This is a genomic window from Actinopolyspora biskrensis (assembly GCF_013408175.1).
GTDB lineage: Bacteria > Actinomycetota > Actinomycetes > Mycobacteriales > Pseudonocardiaceae > Actinopolyspora > Actinopolyspora biskrensis.
Window position 1 is genome coordinate 503,685 of record NZ_JACBYW010000002.1, and the last position, 24,464, is coordinate 528,148.

Annotated in this window: 18 protein-coding genes and 1 riboswitch; of the genes, 11 read left to right on the forward strand and 7 right to left on the reverse strand. The window is 66.5% G+C overall.

Annotated features, from left to right (window positions below):
* The first annotated feature begins 53 nt into the window (after positions 1-53).
* From FHR84_RS07900 to FHR84_RS23200, 3 genes are read left to right on the forward strand one after another with little or no spacing between them, the layout of a single operon-like run.
* Positions 54-737 carry a hypothetical protein gene (locus FHR84_RS07900; RefSeq protein ID WP_179534793.1) on the forward strand — a complete coding sequence of 228 codons (684 nt, stop codon included), beginning with the start codon at positions 54-56 and terminating at the stop codon, positions 735-737.
* Between the two features lie 31 nt (positions 738-768).
* Positions 769-3,888: an amino acid adenylation domain-containing protein gene (locus FHR84_RS07905; protein ID WP_179534794.1), complete on the forward strand. Its 3,120-nt coding sequence runs from the start codon at positions 769-771 to the stop codon at positions 3,886-3,888.
* Positions 3,889-3,936: 48 nt separating this feature from the next.
* Positions 3,937-4,092 (forward strand): MbtH family NRPS accessory protein, encoded by a 156-nt coding sequence (locus tag FHR84_RS23200; RefSeq protein ID WP_425489876.1) that lies wholly within the window; start codon positions 3,937-3,939, stop codon positions 4,090-4,092.
* A gap of 108 nt (positions 4,093-4,200) precedes the next feature.
* Here FHR84_RS23200 and FHR84_RS07915 read toward each other — a convergent pair whose 3' ends face one another.
* The 3 genes from FHR84_RS07915 to FHR84_RS07925 form a co-directional block, all read right to left on the reverse strand.
* Positions 4,201-6,315, reverse strand: a complete 2,115-nt coding sequence (locus FHR84_RS07915; RefSeq protein WP_179534796.1) for a catalase — start codon at positions 6,313-6,315, stop codon at positions 4,201-4,203.
* Between the two features lie 261 nt (positions 6,316-6,576).
* Positions 6,577-8,223 carry a beta-N-acetylhexosaminidase gene (locus tag FHR84_RS07920; protein ID WP_179534797.1) on the reverse strand — a complete coding sequence of 549 codons (1,647 nt, stop codon included), beginning with the start codon at positions 8,221-8,223 and terminating at the stop codon, positions 6,577-6,579.
* 235 nt (positions 8,224-8,458) lie between these two features.
* Complete coding sequence (locus FHR84_RS07925) at positions 8,459-10,207, reverse strand: high affinity choline transporter 1 (protein WP_246300319.1); 1,749 nt, start codon at positions 10,205-10,207, stop codon at positions 8,459-8,461.
* A gap of 837 nt (positions 10,208-11,044) precedes the next feature.
* Between FHR84_RS07925 and FHR84_RS07930 the strand changes: the two genes are divergently transcribed.
* The 7 genes from FHR84_RS07930 to FHR84_RS07960 all read left to right on the forward strand — a co-directional run bounded on the left by FHR84_RS07930 (position 11,045) and on the right by FHR84_RS07960 (position 18,243).
* Complete coding sequence (locus FHR84_RS07930; protein WP_179534798.1) at positions 11,045-11,272, forward strand: cysteine peptidase family C39 domain-containing protein; 228 nt, start codon at positions 11,045-11,047, stop codon at positions 11,270-11,272.
* A gap of 224 nt (positions 11,273-11,496) precedes the next feature.
* The gene (clsA, locus tag FHR84_RS07935) at positions 11,497-12,177 is read left to right on the forward strand and encodes a cardiolipin synthase ClsA (protein WP_179534799.1); all 681 of its coding nucleotides are present in this window, start codon (positions 11,497-11,499) and stop codon (positions 12,175-12,177) included.
* 253 nt (positions 12,178-12,430) lie between these two features.
* Positions 12,431-12,895 (forward strand): glycogen accumulation regulator GarA, encoded by a 465-nt coding sequence (gene garA, locus FHR84_RS07940; protein ID WP_142076483.1) that lies wholly within the window; start codon positions 12,431-12,433, stop codon positions 12,893-12,895.
* 337 nt (positions 12,896-13,232) lie between these two features.
* Entirely contained in the window at positions 13,233-13,709 is a 477-nt protein-coding gene (locus FHR84_RS07945) for a bifunctional nuclease family protein (protein ID WP_026152307.1), read from the forward strand.
* Between the two features lie 310 nt (positions 13,710-14,019).
* Positions 14,020-14,592, forward strand: a complete 573-nt coding sequence (locus FHR84_RS07950; protein ID WP_179534800.1) for a MerR family transcriptional regulator — start codon at positions 14,020-14,022, stop codon at positions 14,590-14,592.
* A gap of 110 nt (positions 14,593-14,702) precedes the next feature.
* Positions 14,703-14,805: riboswitch (glycine riboswitch) on the forward strand.
* A 186-nt stretch (positions 14,806-14,991) separates the two neighbouring features.
* Positions 14,992-17,886: an aminomethyl-transferring glycine dehydrogenase gene (gene gcvP / locus FHR84_RS07955; RefSeq protein WP_179534801.1), complete on the forward strand. Its 2,895-nt coding sequence runs from the start codon at positions 14,992-14,994 to the stop codon at positions 17,884-17,886.
* A gap of 72 nt (positions 17,887-17,958) precedes the next feature.
* Positions 17,959-18,243 carry a HesB/YadR/YfhF-family protein gene (locus FHR84_RS07960; protein ID WP_142076486.1) on the forward strand — a complete coding sequence of 95 codons (285 nt, stop codon included), beginning with the start codon at positions 17,959-17,961 and terminating at the stop codon, positions 18,241-18,243.
* Between the two features lie 48 nt (positions 18,244-18,291).
* On the opposite strand, the gene FHR84_RS07965 is transcribed toward FHR84_RS07960, so the two are convergent.
* The 4 genes from FHR84_RS07965 to FHR84_RS07980 all read right to left on the reverse strand — a co-directional run bounded on the left by FHR84_RS07965 (position 18,292) and on the right by FHR84_RS07980 (position 22,652).
* Positions 18,292-19,095, reverse strand: a complete 804-nt coding sequence (locus FHR84_RS07965; protein WP_179534922.1) for a 3-methyladenine DNA glycosylase — start codon at positions 19,093-19,095, stop codon at positions 18,292-18,294.
* A 217-nt stretch (positions 19,096-19,312) separates the two neighbouring features.
* On the reverse strand, positions 19,313-20,353 hold the full coding sequence (locus tag FHR84_RS07970; protein ID WP_179534802.1) for a hemolysin family protein: 1,041 nt from the start codon (positions 20,351-20,353) through the stop codon (positions 19,313-19,315).
* Positions 20,350-21,717: a hemolysin family protein gene (locus tag FHR84_RS07975; protein ID WP_179534803.1), complete on the reverse strand. Its 1,368-nt coding sequence runs from the start codon at positions 21,715-21,717 to the stop codon at positions 20,350-20,352. The genes FHR84_RS07970 and FHR84_RS07975 overlap by 4 nt, the downstream gene beginning before the upstream one ends.
* Before the next feature lie 374 nt (positions 21,718-22,091).
* Positions 22,092-22,652 carry a TIGR03086 family metal-binding protein gene (locus tag FHR84_RS07980; RefSeq protein ID WP_179534804.1) on the reverse strand — a complete coding sequence of 187 codons (561 nt, stop codon included), beginning with the start codon at positions 22,650-22,652 and terminating at the stop codon, positions 22,092-22,094.
* 271 nt (positions 22,653-22,923) lie between these two features.
* Between FHR84_RS07980 and FHR84_RS07985 the strand changes: the two genes are divergently transcribed.
* Entirely contained in the window at positions 22,924-24,408 is a 1,485-nt protein-coding gene (locus FHR84_RS07985) for an oligopeptide:H+ symporter (RefSeq protein WP_179534923.1), read from the forward strand.
* Positions 24,409-24,464 lie beyond the last annotated feature (56 nt).

Genomic DNA, 24,464 nt, shown 5'->3' on the forward strand with positions numbered 1-24,464 from the left:
CCGTATAGGTTGACGAATGAACAGTTCTTCCGTGCTGGAAAGCGAGAACGAAGATGAACGGTCCCGATCACGAAAACCGGTTCTCCGATGGTTTCCCCCTGTGCCAGGAGGTTCTCGGCGAGCTGGACCCCCCGTTGAACGGTTACGACAACGAATTTGCTCGCTTGGTCGGTTCCGGTGACGTGGAAAACACGCACTATTCCAGGTTGGTCCGCTATCTGGACCTGTCGTTGGACACGCAGGTGGCAGGATACGCCTCCGGGGTCGCTCGGTTTCCTCGCAAGACGGCGGCGGCTCCTTTTATGGAATTCGCAGAAATAAAGCTGAACGCGCGGGTCCTGATGCGCAGGGCTATTTCCGCGATCGGGGGTGAGGTGGAGCCCGAGGGGACTGTCGCCCTTCCCTTCGACGCCTACAGTATGCCCTGGTACTTCCTCTGGCTGGGTACTATGGGGAACAGGGCTCAGTCCGGGTTGGGGGCCTATGCCGGAATGCTGGTTTGGCACCATGTCTGTGTTTCGCTCGTGGAGCGACTGTCGACCCTGGAAAACCCTCCACCGGAGGATTTCACCGTGATTTTCAGGAGATTCGAGGAGGCTCCGGAGCGGATGCTGCGAGTATGTCTGGAGGCGGCGGAAGAAGGGTTGCACGCGGGTGACGACCAGCGTGCTGCTCTGGTGTCCGCGCGGTTGGCCGAAATCAGTTTACTGCGCTTCATGTCCGCCCCCGTGCAGTGAGCCGGACGATTCTGGCGGGAGGGAAGAGATCGTGTCGACGAGTTGGCGTCCGCTGCATTGTGAGTTCGAGCTTTGGGCGGCCGAGTACCCCGATCGCATCGCTGTCACCGAGGAGAGCGGATCCGTTTCCTACGGCGAGCTGAACCGGATGGCCAACAGGCTCGCCCACCGACTCTCACGTGCGGGGGCGGGACCGGGACGCCTGGTTGGTGTCCTGGCCGAACGCGGTAGTGGTCTGATCACGGCACTGCTCGCCGTGCTCAAGACCGCGAGTGGTTATGTCCCCCTCGATCCTGTCCACCCTCCGCAGCGGATCCGGTGGTTGATCGAGGAGTGCGGAACGGGTCTGGTGGTGGGGTCGAATCGATATCGGGACACGGTTCGGGAGGACCGGACGGAATTCGTGCCTCTGGACGATCGCGACCTTCTGGCGGAGGACGAGCACGATCCGAACACGGTTCCCGGTCCGGGCTCTTCCATGTATGTGATCCACACTTCGGGGTCGACCGGAAAACCCAAGGGGGTGGACGTCCCGCACTCGAATCCGGTGCGGCTCTTCGCGCACACCCGGGACAAAATGGGGATCACCTCCTCGGACGTCTGGACGGCTTTCCACTCGCACGCCTTCGATTTCTCGGTCTGGGAAATGTGGGGAGCACTCGCTCACGGGGGACGCCTGGTGATCGTGCCGCACGAATTAACCCGTGACCCGGAGCTTTTCTGGGCACAGCTGTTGCGCGAGCGGGTTACCGTGCTCAACCAGACCCCCACTGCCTTCGCACGTTTGATCGATGCGGCGCTTCGGGAGGGTTTTCCCCAGAACGCGCTGCGGCTGGTCGTTTTCGGAGGAGAAGAGCTCACTCCGGAGCTGCTGGGGCCCTGGTTCGAGGCTTATGGTGATGAGCGTCCGCGACTGGTGAACATGTACGGGATCACCGAAGCGACCGTTCACGTAACCTTCCGCCCGCTCGACGTGCACGACGTCGAAGCCTCGGAGAGCCCCCTCGGGACTCCGCTCGATGACCTGGTACTGAGACTGCTCGACCAGGAACTCCGACCCGTGCAGTGCGGAGAGACCGGGGAGTTGTACGTGGGTGGAGAGGGAATCGCGCGCGGCTACTTGGGACGACCAGCGCTGACGGCGGAGCGGTTCCTTCCGGATCCCTACGGCTCCCCGGGAAGCCGGCTGTACAGAACGGGGGATCTGGCCCGGAGACGACCGGACGGCGACCTGGTGTTCCGGGGAAGAGCGGACCGGCAGGTCCAGTTGCGCGGGTTCCGGGTGGAACCCGGTGAGATCGAAACCGCTCTGAGGGAACTTCTCGAAGTTTCGAGGGCCGCGGTGGTGGCACGCGAGGATCCCCGTGGGGACCTCGCTCTGATCGGTTATGTGGTTCCGGCCGAAGGGGTCGGAATCGAACCGCGCGAAGTTCGGTCCCGTCTGTCCCGACGGCTGCCGTCCTACATGCTGCCCACCGCCGTGCTCACGGTCGACAGTCTTCCCATGACGGTTCAGCACAAGTTGGACGTGGACGCGCTGCCGTTGCCGTGGTCCGGCGCGGGAAAACCGCCGAGTTCGGGGGGTCTCGGTGACCACGACGCGTCCACAAGGGCTCTGGCCGAAGTGATGGCCGAGGTGCTGGACCTTTCCGCGGTGGACCCGGACGACGACTTCTTCGCTCTCGGTGGTGATTCCATTCGCGCGGCTCGATTGGTGGGGCTCGCGAGACAGCGAGGGGTGGAGTTGGGCGTCACAGATGTCTACACTCGCCCCACGGCCCGACGGTTGACAACGAGTGATCCCCTTCCCGCCCCAGGGGATGGCTCCCTCGCGGAGGAGAGCACGAAGACCCCCGCACTCTCCAGTGGTCAGCAGGGGATTCTCTATGAGTGCGAGCTGATCGACGATCCGACCCTGTACAGGGTGCTCGTCGCGGTACAGCTGAGCGGACGTATGGATGTCGCCGCGCTGAAGAGGGCGTTGGCGGACATGGTGGAACGTCACGAGGTGCTCAACGGGTTCTTCGAGCTCGACGAACAGGGGACGTTCCGGTGGTGTGCTTCCCCGTGCCCCCGCATCCCGGTGTCGGTTTCATTCGGTGTGGGGCGAGGAGAGGACTTCCGCGCGCGCCTGGTCCGGGAATGGGAGAGGAAGTGGTCCGGACACGTCACACGGGATCGAGCCCCACCGTTGCACTGCCACGTACTTCCACGGTTCGACGGGGACTGGTATCTGGCACTGGTCGTGCACCACGCTTTGCTCGACGGATGGAGCACGGCCGTCCTGGGGACGGAACTGTTGCACAGCTACCGGGTGCACATCGGGGAGACGGAGGAACAGCTGCCAGAGGTGTTCTCACCGAGTCCCTGGGAACACGTCGAGAGAGAACGAAGAGCTGGGAAGGACGAGCGGACCCGTCATTTCTGGGAGCAACGTCTGCCCCGGCTCGATCCCGGCCCTCCGCCTCCGGGAGGCGGTGATGTCGGAACCGCTGGTTCCCCTGCGGAGGCGGCGATGGAACTGGACTCGGCCACTGACGGCACCGTGCGAAGCATAGCCGCCCGTCTCTCGGTTCCTCCGAAAACCGTTTACCTGGCTGCGGGGTTGTGGGTAACGGCGGCGTTGACGGGACATCCGAGCCCGGTGATCGGTACCGCCACCCACATGCGTCCGGAAAGTCGGGACGGCGACCGGCTTCTGGGGATGTTCCTCAACGTGCTCCCCGTTGGGGTGTCTCTCGCGGAGAGCACCAGATGGGAGGAATTGATCTGCGAGGTTTTCGAGCAGGAGGTGTCGTTGCTGCCCCACCGCTGGATGCCGCTGGCGGATCTGGTTTCCAGGAAGGGAAGCGATTTGTTCCACGTTGTGCTCAATTACACTGACTTCCGCGTTCTGGGTGGTTCGGATGGGGTCGATCCTCGTGAGCGCGGTTGGACTTTCGTGAACAGGACCAACTTCCCCCTGTTTATCGAGGTGCAGCACGGCCCGATCGATGACTCCACCGTCGTGACCGCACGATCCGGTATGACCTCTTCCGTGTCGCTGTCCACTGTGCGAAAGGCGCAGAGGCTGATGCGTGAGGCGCTTTTTTCGATATTTTCGGATCCCGAGGGGGAGATTCCCGAGGTACCCAGCTCGGGCGAGCACTGATCGAGAGGATGAACCGTGTCGGATTATTCTGCCGGACAGCGTTATTTGGTGGTCGTCAACAACCGGGGCCAGCACTCCATCTGGAGATGCGATCGACGGGTTCCCCCGGGATGGATGTCCGCGAGTTTCGACGGAACCAGGGAAGAGTGTTTGGACTACATCGATCGTTCCTGGGCTGACATGAGGTCTCCCCGGTCTGCTTGAGCGCGATCGTGCCGGTCGAAACATTCCTGAAGAGCCCGGAGCGGTTCCGTACCCGCTCGCCGGAACCGTCTCCGGGCCATAGGTGTGTACTTCTTCACCATCAGTCGTTCAGGCGGGAATGCCCGCGGTGTCCCTGCTCCACACCCGGTGGCCCGCGAGTGTCTCGGCGAAGTCGGAGAGGAAGCCCCAGGGCAGTGATCCGCCGGTCTCCGCGACCGTGACCACTCCGCTGTCGGTGACCACGTCCTGCCCCTCGGCGTACCTCACGTCGATGCCCGCTTTGCGAAGCAGTGTCGTGCCCTCCCCGCTCGCGGCGACCGGTTTGGCGTGCTTGTAGGCCTCGGCCGCGAAGTGCACGGCATAGCCGTCCGCGTTCAGGGTCTCGACGCTCGCGGAGCCTCCCGGCACGACCACGGCGTCGTAGAGCACCGAAGCCACCGTGTTGACGGCCCTGTCCACGGGGACCTCGGTGGAGTTGGAGGACTGCAGCGTTCCCTCCCGCGGAGCCAGTATCTCCGCGACGGCGCTCCGCTCGGCGAGGTAGCGACGTATCTGGTCGACCTCTTCGGCGTGCACCCCGTCGGCAGCCAGCAGCGCCACTTTCCTGGTCGCGATGGAGTCGGTCGCCGAGTTCGCCTGACTCAGCGCGGGAGAGCTTCCTCCGTGGTTGGTGACCGCGGGGGAAGCGGGAGGGGTCACGCCGATTCCGGTGGCCACGCGGGTCGCCAGATCGTGGTCGACATGGTTCAGGTGGTCGACCGTGCGTTCCCGTATGTGCTTGTGCTCCACCTTGTTCAGCTCGAAGCGGAAAGCGGCGACGATGTGCTCCTGCTCCCAGACGGCCATGCTGTTCCAGAAAAGCGTCGCCTGGCTGTAGTGGTCCTGGAAGCTCTCGCTGCGTTTGCGGATCTTGGAGCCCTCGACCTTTTCCTGGTAATGGGAGAAAGCGCCGTTGTCGGTTCCGGCCAGGGCGGGGCACCCCCCGGATATGCTGTTGTCGTAGTAGCTGGTTTGCCCCCGGTGGATGCGCATCTGGTTGAAGCCGTCCCGCTGGTTGTTGCTCACTTCGGCGACCGGGCGGTTGATCGGTATTTGCGCGAAGTTCGGCCCACCGAGCCGGATGAGCTGCGTGTCCAGGTAGGAGAAATTGCGCGCCTGCAGCAGGGGATCGTTCGTGAAGTCGATTCCGGGGACCACGTTCGCCGTGTGGAAGGCGATCTGCTCCGTTTCGGCGAAGAAGTTGTCCGGATTCTTGTCCAGAGCCATCTTGCCGACCGGCTGCACGGGAACCTGCTCCTCCGGGATTATTTTGGTCGGGTCCAGCAGGTCGAAGTCGAAGTCGAACTCCTTCGACTCGTCGACGAGTTGCACACCGAGTTCCCACTCGGGGTAGTTGCCGGCCGCGATGGCCTCCCAGAGGTCTCCGCGGTTGAAATCGGGGTCCTTGCCCGCGGCCTTCTGGGCCTCGTCCCACACCAGCGAGTGCGTGCCCAGGACCGGTTTCCAGTGGAACTTGACGAAGGTTCCCCTGCCCGCCGAGTTGACCAGGCGGAAGGTGTGCACCCCGAAGCCCTGCATCATGCGGTAGCTGCGCGGAATGGCGCGGTCCGACATCAGCCACATCATCATGTGCATGGTCTCGGGCTGCAGCGAGACGAAGTCCCACAGCGTGTCGTGGGCCGAGGCGCCCTGGGGGATCTCGTTGTGCGGTTCCGGCTTGACGGCGTGCACGAAGTCGGGGAATTTTATCCCGTCCTGGATGAAGAAGACGGGCATGTTGTTGCCGACCAGGTCGTAGTTCCCCCGGTCGGTGTAGAACTTCGTGGCGAATCCGCGTACGTCGCGCACGGTGTCGTTGGATCCCCTGGAGCCCTGAACCGTCGAGAAGCGGACGAAAACCGGTGTCCTCTTCTGCGGGTCGGTCAGGAAGTCGGCGGTGGTGTAGTCGGCCAGCCAGTCGTCGTACGGCCGGAAATGCCCGTACGCCCCGGAGCCCCTGGCGTGTACGACCCGCTCGGGAATTCGTTCGTGGTCGAAGTGAGTGATCTTCTCCCTGGCGTGGAAGTCCTCCAGCAGGGTCGGGCCACGTTCGCCGACCGTCACCGAGTCGTCGGTGTGGTCCACCCGGACGCCCTGCTGAGTGGTCAGGTAGCTGTCGTGCGGATCCTCGCGGACGTGGTCGAGCTGGCTCTGCTTGTCGTCCTGTTGATCCTGTGACGCCATGGTTACCTCCGAACGCGGACAGTCTGCGTCGGCAGGGTTCCCGGTTGGCTCACCGACTATGCGTGCTCGTTCGGATTCGTTCCGTTCGTTGCCCCGTTCGCGTTCCGCGCCAGCCGGTCGCGCGGGTCCGGGACGGAACGCGCCGTGCCCGGGAGAACCGGTAAGGACTTCGCCCGGTGCGAGGGCGACCGGTTCCCGACGAGGGGACGGCGTGCCCCGGAGCGGACCGGGACACGCCGTGCGGGGGTCTTCGCCGCTCGATCAGTCCTCGGGCCAGGGGATCTGTTCCGAACGGTAGAAATCGATGCCCTGCTCCTGCCAGCTCGCCGCCTGACCGGCCAGGCGTTCCCGGAAGGAGGACCAGTCGTGCTTGGACTGCGGGGACCATCCCAGCTCGGCGATCGCGGGCAGCCGGGGGAAGGCCATGAACTCGATCTCGTTCGACGTGGTCAGCGTTTCGCTCCACAGCGGAGCCTCGACTCCGGCGATCGCCTCTTCGGGAACCGAGTTCATATGTGAGCCCGGACGCCAGTCGTAGGACTCGCGGACCGTGGTCGGCCCGGCCCAGTCCAGACCGAGCTCGGTCTCCTCGTTGTACTTCTGGTCCAGGTAACTCCTGTTGGCGGGGGAGAGCAGGATCTCGTTCCCGCGCTCGGCGGCTTTCGAGACCTCTTCGTTGGAGTTCGAGGTGCCCCAGTACTGCACCATCGCGTCCGAGGAGGGTTCGGCCTTGGCGTACTCGTGCCAGCCCAGCGGGGTCTTGCCGTACTTCTCCACGATCGGCAGCACTCGGGACATGAAGTGCCGGTAGCCCTCCTCGGTGGTCGAGTCGGCCTCGTCACCGCCGATGTGCAGGTACCGGCCGGGAGTCATCGCGGCCACCTCGCGGATGACGTCGTCGACGAACCGGTAGGTGACCTCCTTGTCCACGCACAGCGAGCTGAAACCGACCTCGATGCCGGTGTAGAGCGGCGGTGCCTGCCCGTCGCAGTTCAGCTCGGCGTAGGAGGACAGTGCCGCGTTCGTGTGCCCGGGCAGGTCGATTTCGGGGACGATGGTGATGTTGCGCGTGCTCGCGTAGTCGACGATTTCGGCGTATTCCCGTTTGGTGTAGTAGCCGCCGTCACCACCACCGACCTCGGTGCTGCCCCCGTGGGTGGTCAGCTTGGGCCAGTCGTCGATCTGGATGCGCCAGCCCTGGTCGTCGGTCAGGTGCAGATGCAAGTAATTGATCTTGTACTGCGCGATCTGGTCGATGTAGCTTTTGACCTGCTCGACCTCGAAGAAGTGCCGTGCGACGTCCAACATCGCCGAGCGGTGCTCGAAGCGGGGCTTGTCCACTATCTCACCGGCCGGCACTTTCCACGGTCCGTGCCGTGGGGAACCGCTCTCGGCCTCGGCGGGCAACAGCTGCCGCAGGGTCTGGACTCCGTGGAACAGCCCCTCCGAGGTGGTCGCGTGGATCGTCAGCCGCTCCTTGTCCACGTCCATCCGGTAGCCGGAGTCACCGAGGCGCTGCTCGGATCCGTCCAAGCTCAGCACCATGTCGCCCCGCCCGGGGCTGCCCCGGTTTATCAGCAGTCCGTACCCCGTGGAGGGGCGTAACTGCTGTTGGAGGTAACGGGCCACGCGATCCGCTTCCGCGTTGCCGCGGGGTGCGTGGATACCGGTGTTCCACTTTACGCGGAATTTCGCGCCGCGCTCCGGTTCCACCGAGGTGGGGGCCGGGATCACGTCGCTCAGTGCGGAGGCGGTCTTGTCGGCGCCGTGGTCCTCCGCCTGGGGAGCGGAGGGCTGGGAAGCGGCGGCGGAGACGGTGCCGCAGGCCAGCGTCACAGTGGTGGCCAGGGCGAGCGCCGCCGGGAGTCTGCTGTACGGGCTCCGGGTGCTTTCCCGAGTGCGTTTCATGCTGGTCTGTACCTCTCGTCGGAAACGGTGGAATAAGGTATAGACCAAAATTGCGGGTGGGGTATATCACCTGTTCGGAGTATGCGTGTTCCCGCGAAAGCACTCGGCCCCCGTCGCTGCGGGCAGCGACGGGGGCCGAGTGCGGCTGCTCGAGGCCGGGCACCCGCTCGAGGGAGGGGCGGTTGCACCGAGGTCCCGCGGCGGAGCCTTGCTCGACAACCGAGTTGACGGGTTCCTACCGGGCCTGGGCGGCCGAGAGGGGCTCCTCCTGCTCCGGGGTCTCCTCGGTCAGGTCGTTGCCCCACCGCGTGCGTTCCGGAGTGTCCGGCTCCAGCGCGGCCATCGGAACCGGAGCGTTCTTGCGTCGCGTTATCGCGGACACCACCAGTATGGTCACGAGCGAAGCGACCATCGCCACCGTGCGGAACGGGAACTGCACCGCCCCGTCCTCGTACCAGGGCCAGGGCAGGAACGGTGCGAGCCCGAAGAGGTCCTCACCGGCCGAGAGCCGCAGGAACACCGCGACCACGAAGCCGGACACGGCACCGATGCGATTGGCCCACGGCACGAACAGGGCGCACACCAGCAGCGGGAAGAGCATCACGAAGATCAGGTCGCTGGCCAGGTACCACAGGTCGTAGACACTGCTGGCCTGCAGCGCCATCAGGGTCGCCGCGGCGCCGATGATCACGATCAGCCTGCGGATCACCTTCTGCACCTGGTCGGCCCCCGCCCGCGGGCTCAGCAGACGTCGGTAGACGTTCCACCCGGTCAGGGAGGAGGCCGAGAGCACGGAGGAATCGACGCTGGACATCACGGCGGCGGCGAGCACTCCGAGTCCGAGCGCCGCTACCCCCGTCGGCAGCAGGTAGCGCAGCACGTAGGGCAACACCATGGAGGGGTTGTCCAGCGGAGGCGCTCCTTCGGCCTGGAAGTTGGCCGCCGTGGCGATGACGCCGATGAGCACCGGCGGAATGGCCGCGAGCACGCACATCACGCTCGCGCCGACCGACAACCTGCGGGCGTTCTTCGGGCTGCTGGAGGAGAGCACCCGCTGGAAGTACACCTGCCACGGGATGCCACCCAGCACCAACGCGAGCCCGGAGTCCCACCAGTTCCAGTAGGCGTGACCCCAGCCGGGGTCGTCCCAGCCGGTCAACGGCGGGAACAGCGAGGCGTAGGACTCGAAGTCGAAGTTGGCCGGGTACGAGCTCCACGCCTCTCCCAGGCCGCCTACGGCCGAAGCGGCGAACGGCACGGCGACGATCAGCCCGATGAAGATGAGCACGACCTGGACGACATCGGTGATGGCGACCGACCACATGCCGCCGACAACGGTGTAGGCGATCGCGATGATCGCGGACAGGACGATCGAGATCGTGAAGTCGAGACCGATGATGGTCCCGAACGTGGTGCCCAGAGCGGTGAGGATGGCGCCGGTCCAGAAGACCTCGCCCAGGATGGCCGGGATCGAGCCGAGTCCCGCGACGTGTTTGCCGAACCTGATGTCGATGGGGTCCAGCATCGTGGTGAACCGGCCGCGCCGCATCTTCTTCGCGAAGAACATGCCTCCGATGAGCAGGCTCAACGCGTATCCCCACGGGGCCTGCGCCCAGGCCATGCCGGTGCTGAACGTGCTCTCGGCGGTGCCGCTGATGTAACCGCCGCCGACCCAGGTCGCCGTCATCGTGAACACGCCGATCCACAGCGGCATGTTGCGGCCGGCGACCATCGTGTCGCCCAGCCCGCCTCCGCGTCGGGCGGCCACGAAAGCACCCAGCCAGTAGAACAATGCGTAGAACACCAGCATGGCGATCAGCCCTGGCCAGGAAACATTCGGTTCCGCGATGGCCACGTAGCCGAGCGCGAAAGCCAGAACGACCGCGAAGATACCGATCTTCAGCATGCCGCTTTTGCCGCGCCGGGCAGCGGATGGTCGGGTGCTGTCGTCACCGTTCGTACGTGTTTCGGCAGGCACGTTCATCCTTCCGTGTCGCTGTCAGAACGATTCGGAACCATAGCCAGAAATCGCTGAGATGTACAGATGTACTAGTTACATCGGGATAACGAACCGTGGTCGCCGCTCAGTCCGGCCGGTGCGGCGACCAAGCGGTTCCGCGATCGGGCCCTACATACAAAATAGCAGGTCATAAAGCTTCTTGTTCGCATTCCGGGAGTGAGATCCTTCGCTGTTCCTGCGGCGGGATCCGGCGGACCTCTCCGGGGGAAGTGTTGGCGGACTCACTGCGTAATCGGGTTTGTGTTTTGCATCACCGAAGGGTGAAAAAAGTGTTTCGCGGGGGCCTGGCGGCATGGGTGAATCGGTTGTTTCGGCACGTGGCGTGTTTGTCCGATTACGTTGAGTTTTTTGATTTTCCGCTTTCGGAAGGGCGTGTTCAGGGGGGTGTGACCGGAGGGGGTGGCTCGTTTTGGTCGCCCGCGAATTCGTTGCCGCCGGTGGTTCGGAGATCGGAACGATCGAATCGTGCGAGGGCGAACAAAAATTCGCTCGGATTGTTGACAATTGATTGATGGGGAGATCCGCGTCCTTCTTTCCGCCCCCTGGGGTGGTGATGTGGGGAGCACCGCTCGGCGCTGCGCGCCGCCACGCCGAGCGGTGCGCGGTCCTCCGTGCGCCCATAGGCGCGGCGGATCGTCCGGGCGGTCGGCGGTGTCGACTCGGCGCGTCCCGGTGACCGCCCGGCGCAGCGCGCTCTTCGCGGCGGGACAGGTGGTCGAGCGGCGCGCACAATCGGCGGTGAAGGGAAGACCCCTCACATCGAAACGGTCGGGGACCGTCCCGGCGGAGGTGTTGACTCAGATGCGCGGTGACACATCAGCGGAATCGGGGTCGGACAACGGTGCCGACCCGGGGGCCACGGCCCTTCCCACCGCTCCTTGCTCCGTCGTGTGGAGTGGTGGTCACCCGTTCGTCCTCGAGGGCGTCGGGGGGCGTTCGCGCTGGGTCGGTGTGGACGACAAGGGGCGTCCGCGCTTTCTCAGCGACTCCGAACTCCAACGCAGGGGGTGGAGACTGCCCGCACGTTGAGGAGGCCGATTGGCCGGGTGATGCCCGGCCTCGGCCGCGGGGTCGCTCCGAGCAGGCCGTCTCGCCCCCGCCCGCGGTGCCGTGGCGGAGGAGGCGGGGAGCGTATGGCACCCTGAGCAGGCAGGTAAGGTGGCACGTCCGGGCGTGACCGCGGAGGACGTCGTCACGGACGGTGGGACCGCTCCGCGAGGGTGCGGCCCGCCCGCTTACAGGGGGAGGATCTCGTGGTGCAAGACGCCGACGGCACCACTACGGGATCGGCTTCGAACCCTCGGGACGACCGACAACCCCCCGAGCAGGGGATGGAGCGTATCAAGGAGGTCGCCGCGGACGTCTGGAGCGATCCGTGGTGGACCGCTCCCAACGCGCTGAGCGCGTTGCGCCTGGCTGGGGTCCCCGCTTTCCTGTGGTTGCTTCTCGGGCCGCAGTGGGACCTGTTCGCCCTGCTGGTCCTGGTGTTCAGTGGCGTCACCGACTGGTTGGACGGCAAGCTGGCCCGCTGGCTCGGCCAGTACAGCAGGGTGGGGCAACTGCTCGATCCCGCCGCCGACAGGTTGTACATAGTGGCGACGCTGGTGGCCTTCGTGCTCCGGGGGGTGGTTCCCTGGTGGGCCGCCGCCGCGTTGATCACGCGTGACCTGCTGCTGACGTTGTGCCTTCCGGTGCTGCGCTACCACGGATTCGAACCGCCCGATGTGCACTACCTGGGCAAAGCGGCCACCTTCTGTCTGATGTACGCCTTTCCGCTGCTGCTGCTGGTGCAGGGGGACTTCGCGCTGGACTGGATCGCCCAGCCACTGGCCTACGCGTTCACGTGCTGGGGAGGGGTGCTGTACCTGTGGGCGGGTGTGCTCTATCTGGGGCAGGTGATCAGCGCGGTACGATCGTCTCGGGCACGTAGTTGACCCGGGTGGCCCTGTTCCACGGGGGCGTCAACGTGATGTGCCGCCGGTTCGTCCCCGGTCCGGGTCCCGATCAGCGCCGGGGTCGTGGTGGCGAGCCGGCTCGCAGGTGTGATCTTCGTTGCGACTGCTGTGGGAATAGGGCGGTGATCTCGGTATGAACCGGTATGGAAATCGGGACAGGCCGTCTGGCACTCTGCGTGGCGCGGTACGTTTGATGGCACTGGTACGACCCATGCGCAGGAGGAGAGCTCAGGTGAGCACCAACGACGGGCCCGGCGACGTACCGCCGGAGCAGTCATCGGAGACCACGTCGGTCTTCAAACCCTTCCTCTCGGAGCAGGAGAACGCCGAGAGCGCGCCTTCGGAAGCCTCCGCGTCCGGCGTCGACGCGCTGCCGGCCGGATCCGCCCTCCTGGTGGTCAAGCGTGGGCCCAATGCCGGATCACGGTTTCTTCTCGACCGGGAGACGACCAGTTCCGGACGGCATCCCGACAGTGACATCTTCCTGGACGACGTCACCGTTTCGCGCAGGCACGCCGAGTTCCGGAGGGAAGGGGCCGAGTACGTCGTCGTCGACGTGGGAAGCCTCAACGGAACCTACGTCAACCGTGAGCCCGTGGACACCTCCGTGCTGGCCAACGGGGACGAGGTGCAGATCGGAAAGTTCCGCCTGGTGTTTCTGACCGGCCCGGCGGAGGGGCAGCAGGCAACCCGGTGACCGGTCCGTTCCCCGGGGCGGCTCCAGCGGTGCCGCCCCCGGAGGCGAGGGACCGCCGATACGGATGCCGGGCGTCGCGAACCGTCCCGGTCCGGGGGTTCGCGAGATGTGCTCCACCGGAGTTCCGTCGGTACCGTTCACCCGGTGTGCTCCGCTGTTGTCCGGACACCGTGGGACGATCGGACGCGGTCCCGTCGGGTGGTTCGGGAGTCGATGGAAGTAGTCGGCGCTCGTATGGGCGGCGTCCTCGCCGTATCGCGGGTAGCGTCGAAGGCGTCGGTGCGCGATCCTCGGAGGAGATGTCACGCTTCGGCGCGCTGGAGGAGGCGATTTGACGATGAGCAGCGAGATGCGCGTCGTCGGCGTGCGAGTGGAACTGCCGGCCAACCAGCCGATCCTGTTGTTGCGCGAAACCGACGGCGAACGGTACTTGCCGATCTGGATCGGGTCGGTCGAAGCGACCGCGATCGCGTTGGAGCAGCAAGGGGTGCGACCAGCCAGGCCGTTGACCCACGACTTGCTCAAGGACGTGGTCGGAGCTCTCGGACGGGAGCTGGAGCAAGTGCGGGTCACCGATCTTCAGGAGGGAACGTTCTACGCGGAGCTGGTCTTCGACGGGGACGTGCGGGTCTCGGCGCGGCCGAGTGACTCTGTCGCGCTGGCACTGCGTACGGGGGTTCCGATCCACGCCGAGCAGTCCGTGCTCGACGAGGCCGGACTGTTGATTCCCGACGAGCAGGAGGACGAGGTCGAGAAGTTCAAGGAGTTCCTGGACTCGGTCTCTCCCGAGGACTTCCGCGGGGCGGATACCTGACGAGCAGGCTCGACGAGGTCGGACACGGCGGCGTTCGGTGGAACGAGTCGCCGTGTGACCGGCCGCACCGCGGGGGAGAGGTTCCGGTGCGGCTGTCGTGGAGGGCGCTCCTTCGAGCGCGGAACCGTCCCCGCGCGTCGCGTTGACCGTGCTCACCGGCGGGTCTACCGTCGAAGGACACGCGGTGGTCGTGCGCGCGGTGTTCAGAGCGGACGGGGGCTACGACAAGCCTGGTTCCGGGGCCGAGGGAGGTTGTTTCGCCTCCTCCTGATCGAGTAGCCGCCGGTGCAGCGGCCGAGGGGAGGCGCGCGTGGTCGAGAACGCATCATGGTTCGAGACGGACGAGGAACGAGACGAACTTTTTCCGGACGCCGCGTTGCCGGACGAGTTGGTCGGTTATCGCGGACGTGCGGCGTGTCAGATCGCGGGCATCACTTACAGGCAGCTGGACTACTGGGCACGCACGGACCTCGTGGGGCCCTCGATCAGACTGGCCGAGGGGTCCGGATCGCAGCGGCTCTATTCGTTCAAGGACATTCTCGTCCTCAAGATCGTCAAGCGACTGCTGGACGCGGGAGTGTCGCTGCACAACATCCGGATCGCCGTGGACCACCTGCGCAGCAGGGGAGTGCGCGATCTGGCCGGAGTCACGCTGTTCAGCGACGGCACCACCGTCTACGAGTGCACCTCGGCCGAGGACGTCGTCGATCTGCTCCGTGGCGGGCAGGGCGTCTTCGGGATCGCGGTCAGCGGGGCCATGCGCGAGATAAGCGGCACGATAAGCGACTTCCCCGCGGAGCGGGCCGACGGTTCCGACGAGTCCGCGGCGGACGAGGACGAGCTGTCACGTAGGCGGCGGACCCGCCAGCCGGAGAGCTCCTGACCGCTGCTTCGACCGTTCGGGGATCCGACCGTATCGTGGGAAACGAGGGCCCCGCGCGTTCTCGGACAATTCCTGAACGGCACGAGATGAGGTACGCTCGCATCCGTCGCCGACCCCGTACGGGAGAGACCACTCCGAAGCGATCTCGGGGTGGCGCCGAAGGAGCAAACCCTCCCCGACAACCTCTCAGGCCATTGGGACCGTACGGGCGAGATACCTCTGGAAAGAGGGCTTCGCCACAGTGTCGTGGTGAAACCCCGCCGACGGTGCAAGCCCGATTCGCAGGGCGAAGCTCTCAGGCGTCCGCTACGCGGGCATTGACAGAGGGGGAGGCCAGCACTTCCGCAGGGAGTGCTGTCTGCCCTGTCCGAGATGCCCGCGATGAGTGAGGTTTTGGCGATGACCGACGACCGTATACCGCTGGCCGCTCTGGAGCACGGAACCCCGTTCGCAGAACGCCACGTCGGCCCGATGCCCGCCGAACTGGCCAGCATGCTCGACGCGGTGGGAGTCGGTTCCCTCGAAGAGCTCGGTGAGCACGCGGTTCCCGCCGGTATTCGCGAGCGCGACTCGCGGCTCAGGCTGCCGGAGCCCGCTACCGAGGCCGAGTCGTTGGACGAGTTGAGTGAGCTGGCGAGCCGTAACACGCCCCATGTCGAGATGATCGGGCTCGGCTATCACGCCACCGTGACCCCCCCTGTCATCCGCCGCAACGTACTGGAGAACCCCGCCTGGTACACGGCTTACACCCCCTACCAGCCCGAGATCTCCCAAGGGCGTCTCGAAGCGCTGCTGAACTTCCAGACGATGGTCGCCGACCTGACCGGGGTCCCGGTTTCGAACGCCTCGATGCTGGACGAGTCCACGGCAGCCGCCGAAGGCATGACCCTGATACGTCGGGCCGGACGTGCCAAGTCCCCGCGGTTCGTCGTGGACGACGATGCTTTCCCGCAGACGCTCTCGGTGATCGAAACCCGCGCCGAGCCGTTGGGGATCGAGATCGTACGAGCCGATCTCTCCCGGGGAGCGGCGGGACTCCCCGAAGGTGACTTCTTCGGCGCGCTGCTTGCCTACCCGGGAGCGTCCGGAGCGGTTCGGGACCACGAGGAGGTCATCGCCGAGATTCACCGGCGCGGCGGTATGGCCGTGGTCTCGGCGGATCTGCTGGCGTTGACCATGCTGCGCGCCCCGGGCGAGATCGGTGCCGACGTGGTGGTCGGCACGACCCAGCGATTCGGGGTCCCGATGGGCTTCGGAGGCCCCCACGCGGGCTACATGGCCGTGCGCAAGGGAGTGGAGCGGCAGCTTCCCGGTCGACTGGTCGGAGTGAGCGTGGACGCCGATGGCAACCAGGCCTACCGGCTCGCGTTGCAGACCAGGGAACAGCACATCCGCAGGGAGAAGGCGACCAGCAACATCTGCACGGCCCAGGTGCTGCTCGCCGTGGTCGCCTCGATGTACGCCGTCTACCACGGCCCCGCGGGGCTGCGCTCGATCGCCACCCGCACGCACCGGATGGCCACCGTGCTGGCGGAGCAGCTGCGGCGTGGCGGGGTGCAGGTCTGCCACGACGAGTTCTTCGACACGGTTCTCACCCGCGTCCCCGGCCGCGCCGACGACATCGTGGCCGCCGCGCGCCGCAACGGGGTGAACCTGCGCAGGGTTGATGCCGATCACGTCGGTGTCACCTGTGACGAGACCACGACCAGGGACCGCCTCGCGCTGGTCTGGCAGGCCTTCGGGCTCGAGGAGGGCGAGCGTGCTCCGGTGGACGAGCTGGACGCGGAAGTCGGCCCCGCACTGCCCGCGGGACTGCTGCGCGAGAGCGACTACATGACCCACCCCGTGTTCCACCGCTACCGCTCGGAGACCGCCCTGCTGCGCTACCTGCGCAGGCTGTCGGACTCCGACGTGGCTCTGGACCGGAGCATGATCCCGCTCGGCTCGTGCACGATGAAGCTCAACGCGGCCGCCGAGATGGAGCCGATCACCTGGCCCTCCATAGCCGAGCTGCACCCGTTCGCACCGGCGGAGGACGCGGCCGGGCTGCTTCGGGTGGTGGAGGACCTCCAGGACTGGCTGGCCGAGATCACCGGTTACGACGCGGTGAGCCTGCAACCGAACGCGGGCAGCCAGGGGGAGTTCGCCGGCCTGCTGGCCATTCGGGCCTATCACCACGACCGTGGTCAGGGGCAGCGCGACGTCTGCCTGATCCCGGCCAGTGCGCACGGCACGAACGCGGCCAGCGCGGTCATGGCCGGACTGCGGGTGGTCGTGGTGCGTTGCGACGACGAGGGCAACATCGAGATGGACCACCTGCGTGAGCTGGTGGACAAGCATCACGACGACCTGGCCGCGATCATGATCACCTATCCTTCCACGCACGGGGTCTACGAGGACACGGTGCAGGAAGTCTGCGGGGTGGTGCACGAGGCCGGTGGCCAGGTCTACGTGGACGGCGCCAACCTCAACGCCCTGATCGGGCTCGCCCGCATGGGCAAGTTCGGTGCCGACGTCTCCCACCTGAACCTGCACAAGACCTTCTGCATCCCGCACGGCGGAGGCGGGCCCGGCGTCGGGCCGATCGGTGTGCGCGAGCACCTGTCGCCGTTCCTGCCGAACCATCCGCTGCAGCCGCAGGCGGGACCGGAGACCGGGGTGGGACCGATAAGCTCCGCCCCGTGGGGCAGTGCTTCCATCCTGCCGATCTCGTGGGCCTATGTCCGCATGATGGGGGCCGACGGTCTCCGCCGGGCCACGCTCACCGCCGTGGCCTCGGCGAACTACGTGGCCAGTCGGTTGAACGACCACTTCCCCGTGCTCTACACGGGTAACGGCGGTTTCGTCGCGCACGAGTGCATCCTGGATCTGCGGGAGATCACCAAGAACGCGGGGCTGAGCGTCGACGACGTGGCCAAGCGGCTGGCCGACTACGGCTTGCACGCCCCGACGATGTCCTTCCCCGTGGCGGGCACGTTGATGGTGGAACCGACCGAGAGCGAGAACCTCGAGGAGCTGGACCGCTTCTGCGACGCGATGATCGCGATCCGGGCCGAGATCGACAAGGTCGCGGCGGGTTCTTGGCCCGCCGAGGACAACCCGTTGGTCAACGCTCCGCACACGGCCGCGGCGCTGGCGGGGGACTGGGAGCACCCCTACGGCCGGTGGGAGGCCGTGTATCCCGTGGGTACCCCGGAGAACAAGATCTGGCCGCCGGTGCGGCGGATCGACCAGGCCCGCGGTGATCGCAACCTGGTGTGCTCCTGCCCGCCGCTCTCGGCGTACGAGGGGTAATCGGGCGAGACGCGACTCCATCTAATACGGTGGGCTCTTTACGTGACCGACTCCGAGAGGGGTAAGAGCAGTATGCTCACCATCAGTGAGAACGCGGCCGAGGTCATCAAGTTGATCTTGACCGGCGGAGAGTCCCCCGAGGGGGCCGGTCTGCGTATCAGCTCGCCTAACGGGCAGGCCGCGGCCGAAAGCCTGGAGGCGGCGGTCGCGACCGCTCCCGAGGACGACGATGAGGTCATCGAGCAGGCCGGTGTGCGCGTCTTCCTGGACACGCAGGCCTCCACCGTGCTCGGGGACAAGACGCTGGACGCCGAGCGGGACGACAACGGGGAGTTGGGTCTGACGGTCAGCGGCTGACCCGTACGCAGTATCGGGGCGGGGTGGCCACCTGCGTGGCCACCCCGCTCAGCGCTTCAGCAGCTCGGCACAGACACCGATCAGACGCCCCCGGAGGCGGGAAGCCCGTTCGCCGAACGCGCGTTGCCGACGGACGTACTCGGCACGTCCGTGCGCCGTTTCGATCTCGATCGGCGAGTACCCCAGTTCGCTCAGGTCGTAGGGGCTGGCGCGCATGTCCATCTCACGGATGTCGGCGGCGAGTTCGAAGCAGTCGCCCATCAGTTCGGAGGGGACGAACGGGTCCAGCTTGTAGCACCACTTGAACACGTCCATGTTGTTGTGCAGGCAGCCCGGTTGCTCCATCCGAACCCGGTCCTGCTGCGTCGGCTGCAGCGAGTTGAGGGGGCGTGCCGCGGTGCTGAAGAAGCGGAACGCGTCGTAGTGACTGCAGCGGATCCGCATGGACTCGACGACCTCGTCGGTCCCACTTCGCCCGAGACGCAGCGGCCAGGAGGAGTGCCGCAGTTCGTCCTGGGAGATCCGGTAGACCATCGCCCATTCGTGAAGTCCGAAGCAGCCGAGCTGTGCAGTCCGCGATTCGGTCGCTCCGAGCAGCCGGTGGATGAACTCCACGGTCTCGCGTCGTTGCGGGGTGAGCTCCGCCGGATCGACCGCGACCCCCTGCGGGGTCTCGACGTACCCCCGGCGCTCGAGGAAGTCCCGTCCTCCCTCCAACGCCACCCCGAACCCGGGTTGCCAGCGTTCCAGGCGGGAGGGGCGCTGGGTGTAGTAGGTGAACAGGAAGTCCATCACCGGATGCTTCTCACCGCGCTCGCGGCGTCGGCGGTGCGGTTCCGTCCAGTGCAGCATGCGGTTCCGGTGCTGTTCGGCGCGCGCTCGCCACTGGGCTTCCGTCAGGACCTGCTCGACCACGTCCACCACGGTAGTCCAGCGCGTCCCGCCCGATTCGGGAGGAGCCCCACGGGCGGGTGACGTCGGTGCTCGAGGAGGCCGCGGGTGCGCCCCGGCCCGTCGGGCGGCCGGTGCTCGGACCGGTGGACGGGCGAGCACCGACCACCCCGCGGGATCACCTCACGTGCGTGGCGTCCCGGACGGTGCCGACGTACTCCTCGACGAGGTCCTCCAGCGCGACCACCCCCAACGGTTTGCCACCGTCGTCGATGGCGGTCGCGAGGTGGCTACCGGTGCGGCGCAGTGTCGTCAGGGCATCGTCGAGACGAGCCCGGCTCCGGACGTTCGGAAGCGCACGCACCCGCGAGGGCGCGACCGGAGTGCGTGACGAACTGCCCGCCTGGTCCAGCACGTCCTTGACGTGCAGGTACCCGAGCAGCCTGCCGTTGTCGGCGCGGACGGGGAACCGGGAGAACCCGGTGGATGAGACCGCGTGCTCCACATCGGCCAGCGTCGGGTCTCCCGGCAGCGTGGTGAGCTCGTGGAGCGGAACCAGCACGTCACCGACGGTGCTTTCCACCGAGGAGAGCGTCTTGGCCAGCCTGCGGTGTTCGGACTGGTCCAGCAGGCCCTCCTTGCGCGACTCCACGAGCAGTTCGGCCAGTTCCGAAGAGGTGTAGGCGGTTTCCAGGTCCTCCTTGGGCTGGACCCGCAGCATCCGCAGCACCGCGTTGGCCAGCATGTTGAACAGCGCGATGAGCGGGCGGGCGATTTTGACGAACCCCACCAGAGCGGGGACCAGCCACAGCGCAAGCCTCTCCGGCTCCGCGATCGCGAGGTTCTTCGGAACCATCTCGCCGATCAGCACGTGCAGTACGATCACCACGGCGAGTGCGATCGCGAAAGCCACCGCGTGCAGCAGCACGGACGGTGCGGGCACGGGACCGAGCAGCCGTTCCAGCTGGTGGGCGACAGCGGGCTCTCCGAGCCGCCCCAGCCCCAACGAGCACAGGGTGATTCCCAGCTGGGAGCTGGTCAGCATCAGCGAGCCCTCCTGGCTGGCCCTGATGACGGTCCTGGCCCGGTGCACCCCCTGCTCGCGCAGTGCTTCGAGGCGGTCGCGGCGGGAGGACAGCAGCGAGAACTCGGCACCGACGAACAACGCGTTCAGCAGCAGCAGGAGGACCGTCAGCCCGATGGCAGTGCCGTCGTTCATCGGGACACCTCCTGCTCCCGGTGGGCCCACTCGGGTAACTCTCGGGCGTCGAGCTCCGCGGGCAGGTGCTGCAGCCGCAGCTCCGCGATCCGGTTCCGGTCCATGGCGGTGACGGTCAACATCCAGTCACCCTCCTGGATCCCGTCACCGGGGGCGGGGATCCGTCCCAGCCCGGACAGCACCAACCCGGCGACCGTTTCGTAGTCGCCTTCCGGCATGGCGAAGCCGGTGGCCTCCTCCAACTCGTCGGCGCGCAGCAGTCCCGAGATGGTCCAGCTGGACCCACCGGTGCGGCGGACCGCGGCCGCTTCGCGTCGGTCGTGCTCGTCCCGGACGTCACCGATGATCTCCTCGACGACGTCCTCGAGGCTGACGATGCCCGCCGTGCCTCCGTACTCGTCGACGACCAGGGCCATCTGCAGCCCGGAACCGCGCAGTCGTTCGAGCAGCGCGTCCCCCTCGAGGGACTCCGGCACCGTGGGGACCGGCTTGGTCAGCGGTCCGACCGCGGTGTCGGCTCGTGCTTCCAGCGGCACCCCGAACGCCTGCTTCACGTGCACCACACCGTTCACGTTGTCCAGATCCCCGCTGTGCACGGGAAAGCGGGAGAACCCGGTGCGGCGCGCGGTGTCGATCAGCTCGAGGACGTCGTCCGTGGCGTCGAGAGACTCGACGCGGACCCGTGGAGTCATCAGTTCCTGCGCCGTGCGTTCCCCGAAGCGCAGCGAGCGGTCCATCAGGGCGGCCGTGGCCTCGTCGAGAGTGCCGTGCTCGGCGCTGGAACGCACGATCGAACCGAGCTCGTCGGGGGAGCGGGCCGAGCGCAGCTCCTCCTGGGGTTCGATCCCCATCCTGCGCAGGAACCAGTTCGCGCTGTTGTTCATTCCGTTGATCAGCGGGCTGAACAGCCGGGAGAACAGGGAGTGGTAGCCCGAAACCGTTCGCGCGGTCGGAAGGGGACGTGCGATGGCGAGGTTCTTGGGAACCATCTCGCCGAAGACCATCGACAGGGTGGTGGCCAGGAAGATGGCCAGCACCAGGGCGACCGGAACGGCCACTCCCATCGGGGCCCCGAGGGTGCTGATCAACGGCCGGAGCAGGTCACCGATCAGCGGCTCGGCCACGTAACCGGTAACCAGCGTGGTCAGCGTGATCGCAACCTGCGCACCGGACAGCTGGAAGGACAGGGTGCTGTGCGCGCGACGCACCGCCTTGGACCGCCGGTCTCCGACCTCGGTGACGTGGGCGTCGATCGTGCTTCGCTCGAGGGTGGTGAGGGAGAACTCTGCCGCGACGGCCAGCGCGGTGCCGAAGGTCAACACCCCGACGAACAGCAGTCCGGCCACAGCGATAAGAACGTCCATCAGCGCCCGCCTCGCTCTCGGCGGGCCCGGCACCGTGGCCGGTGATCGTCAACAGAGGCGCCGGGTCTTCGACCCGGCCCGGTACTGTCGTCGGTCGAGTGTGCCTCGGGCACTGACGCTGTCCCTCCTTTGCGTCACTTCACGTGGCTGCACACGGCCTAACGGGAGTCGCCCTCGACCGTGCGAGCTCGGTGGTCGTGTGTTCGGTATCGGTATTCTAGCGCGTCTCGGGGCGGTGAGGCCCGGATTGTGGCGCGGATATCTACGCGGGCCGCGCGCGGCGGCCGCTGATCGGGTCGCCCGCGACGTCGTCGAGGCGGCGCCGCACGCGCCGCCAACCGGCCCGGCCGAGCAAGCCGTCCGGACGAGACCCCTCAGGGCTGTCTGCCGAGCATGGCCAGCAGCTTGCTCTGCGGATCCGCCGATTCGGCAACCGGTTCGGGCGGCGCGAAGATTCCCGCCCCCCGGATCGCGTCCATCTGGGGTTCGAACACGGCGTGGACGGTCTCCACCAGTTCGGGGTCCAGCGTCGCGTCGGCCTGGATCCCTCTGGCCAGGTCCCACGCGTGCACGGCCAGGTCCATGGTCATCTGCCAGCCGTACTCCTCGGTCGGGACGGTGCCTCCTGTCACGTGCACACGTCCGTCGAGCGAAACGTTGTCCCAGGCGGAGCGCGCGATCCCGCTCGCCTCCTCCCAGGCCGCGCGGGGAGCCTCGCCGACCTGGTCGCCGTCGAAACGGTCGCCGACCTCCTCCAGGGAGTGCCCCTCCAGCAGCCAGGGCACCCACAGCTGTTCGCTGATCAGGTGGTTGAGCAGGTCGCGCACGCTCCACTCGCTGCACGGGGTGGGGTCGTCCAGCTGGTCGACGTCGGTGCGCTGGACGCGCTGGTCGAATTCGCGCATGGCGAGCCGGTGTGCCGGCAACAGTTCCATCGTCCCTCCACGGCGTCGTGTTCTCGGGCGGGTGGAAGCTCTCGCGGAGAGGGTAGCCGATTCGCCAGGCGGGGGCGTGTCATCGGACACATTGAGTGTTCGGCTGTGCTACAAGCACAGTGAAGAGCAGTTCGACATTACTGTACGAAACATTTTTCATGCGAGAGGTCGCACATTCGAGGGACCTAGTGCTCGTTTCCAGTGACGGAGCGCGTATCCTCCCGCAAGTTGTTAGGTGGCTACAGCCGCCGTGCCATGCGTACGAGAGGACGTGATCGTGAACACCTCCACGGTTACGAACGAGCCACGCGGGAGAGGTTTCTTGGGCCAGCCTCCCGGGCTCTCCACGCTGTTCTTCACCGAGATGTGGGAGCGCTTCTCCTACTACGGGATGCGGGCCATCCTGGCGCTGTATCTCTACACCGCGGTCGCCGACGGCGGTCTGGGGCTGGACGAGAACAGGATCGCGGTGCCGCTGGTCCTGGCTTACGGCTCCTCGGTGTACCTGACCGGTGTCGCCGGTGGTTGGCTGGCCGATCGCGTGCTCGGGTCGCAACGCGCCATCTTCTACGGCGGCGTGCTGATCATGTTCGGGCACATCGCCATGGCCGTCCCCGGTGGCCTCACCGCGCTGGGGGTGGGGCTCGGCCTCATCACGATCGGTACCGGCCTGTTGAAGCCGAACGTGTCCAACGTGGTGGGCGGTCTCTACGACAAGGAGGACACGCGGCGCGACGCCGGCTTCTCGATCTTCTACACGGGCATCAACCTCGGTGCCTTCATCAGCCAGATCCTGACTCCGGCCCTGCAGACCGGCATCGGTTTTCACTGGGGCTTCGGTGCGGCCGCCGTCGGGATGGCTCTCGGCCTGGTCCAGTACGTCCTCGGACGTGGTCGTCTCGGTGAGGCGGGGCGCCGGCCGGTCAACCCGCTGCCCGCCGACCGCAGGAACACGGTCCTGACGAGGGTCGCGCTCGTCGCCGTGCTGATCCTGGTCGCGCTCGGGGGCGCCGTCTTCCTGTGGGGCATCCCGGGGCTGATCAACAGCATCACCGGGATCTCGATGGTGCTGCCGGTCGCGTACTTCGTGGTGATGTTCAGGAGCAACCAGATCACCAAGATGGAGCGGGACCGTCTGGTCGCCTACATCCCGCTCTTCCTCGCCACGGCCATCTTCTTCCTGCTGTTCGAACAGCAGGCCGCGACACTGGTGGTGGTCACCGACCAGCAGACCGACACCACCGTGTTCGGCTACGAGTTCCCGGTCGGCTGGTTCCAGTCGGTCAACCCCCTGGCCATCATCATCCTGGCTCCGCTGTTCGCCATCATGTGGACCAAGCTGGGGCGGCGTCAGCCGAGCACCCCGGGCAAGTTCGTGGGTGGTCTGGTCTTCGTGGGGCTCGCCTTCCTGTGGGTGGTGTTCTCCAGTCTGTTCACCAACGCCGAGGGGCTGCTGAACCCCTTCATGATCGGGTTCGTGTTCGTGCTGCTGACCATCGGCGAGCTCATGCTCTCCCCGGTGGGGCTCTCGGCCACCACGAAGTTGGCTCCGCAGGCGTTCTCCTCGCAGACGATGGGGCTGTACTTCCTGGCCCCCGCCCTGGGGCAGGGCGTGGCCGCGCAGGTCACGAAGTTGTACTCCGCCGACCACCAGAACCTGTACTTCGGTGGTGTCGGGCTCGTGACCGTCTTCCTGGGAATCGTGCTGGCGTTGCTGGTTCCGGTGATCAAGAAGTACATGCGCGGCGTGCTGTAGTTCGGTCTCCGCGGGGTGAGCCGAGGGAGAGTGCGGATCCGCTGCTGGTCGTGTGA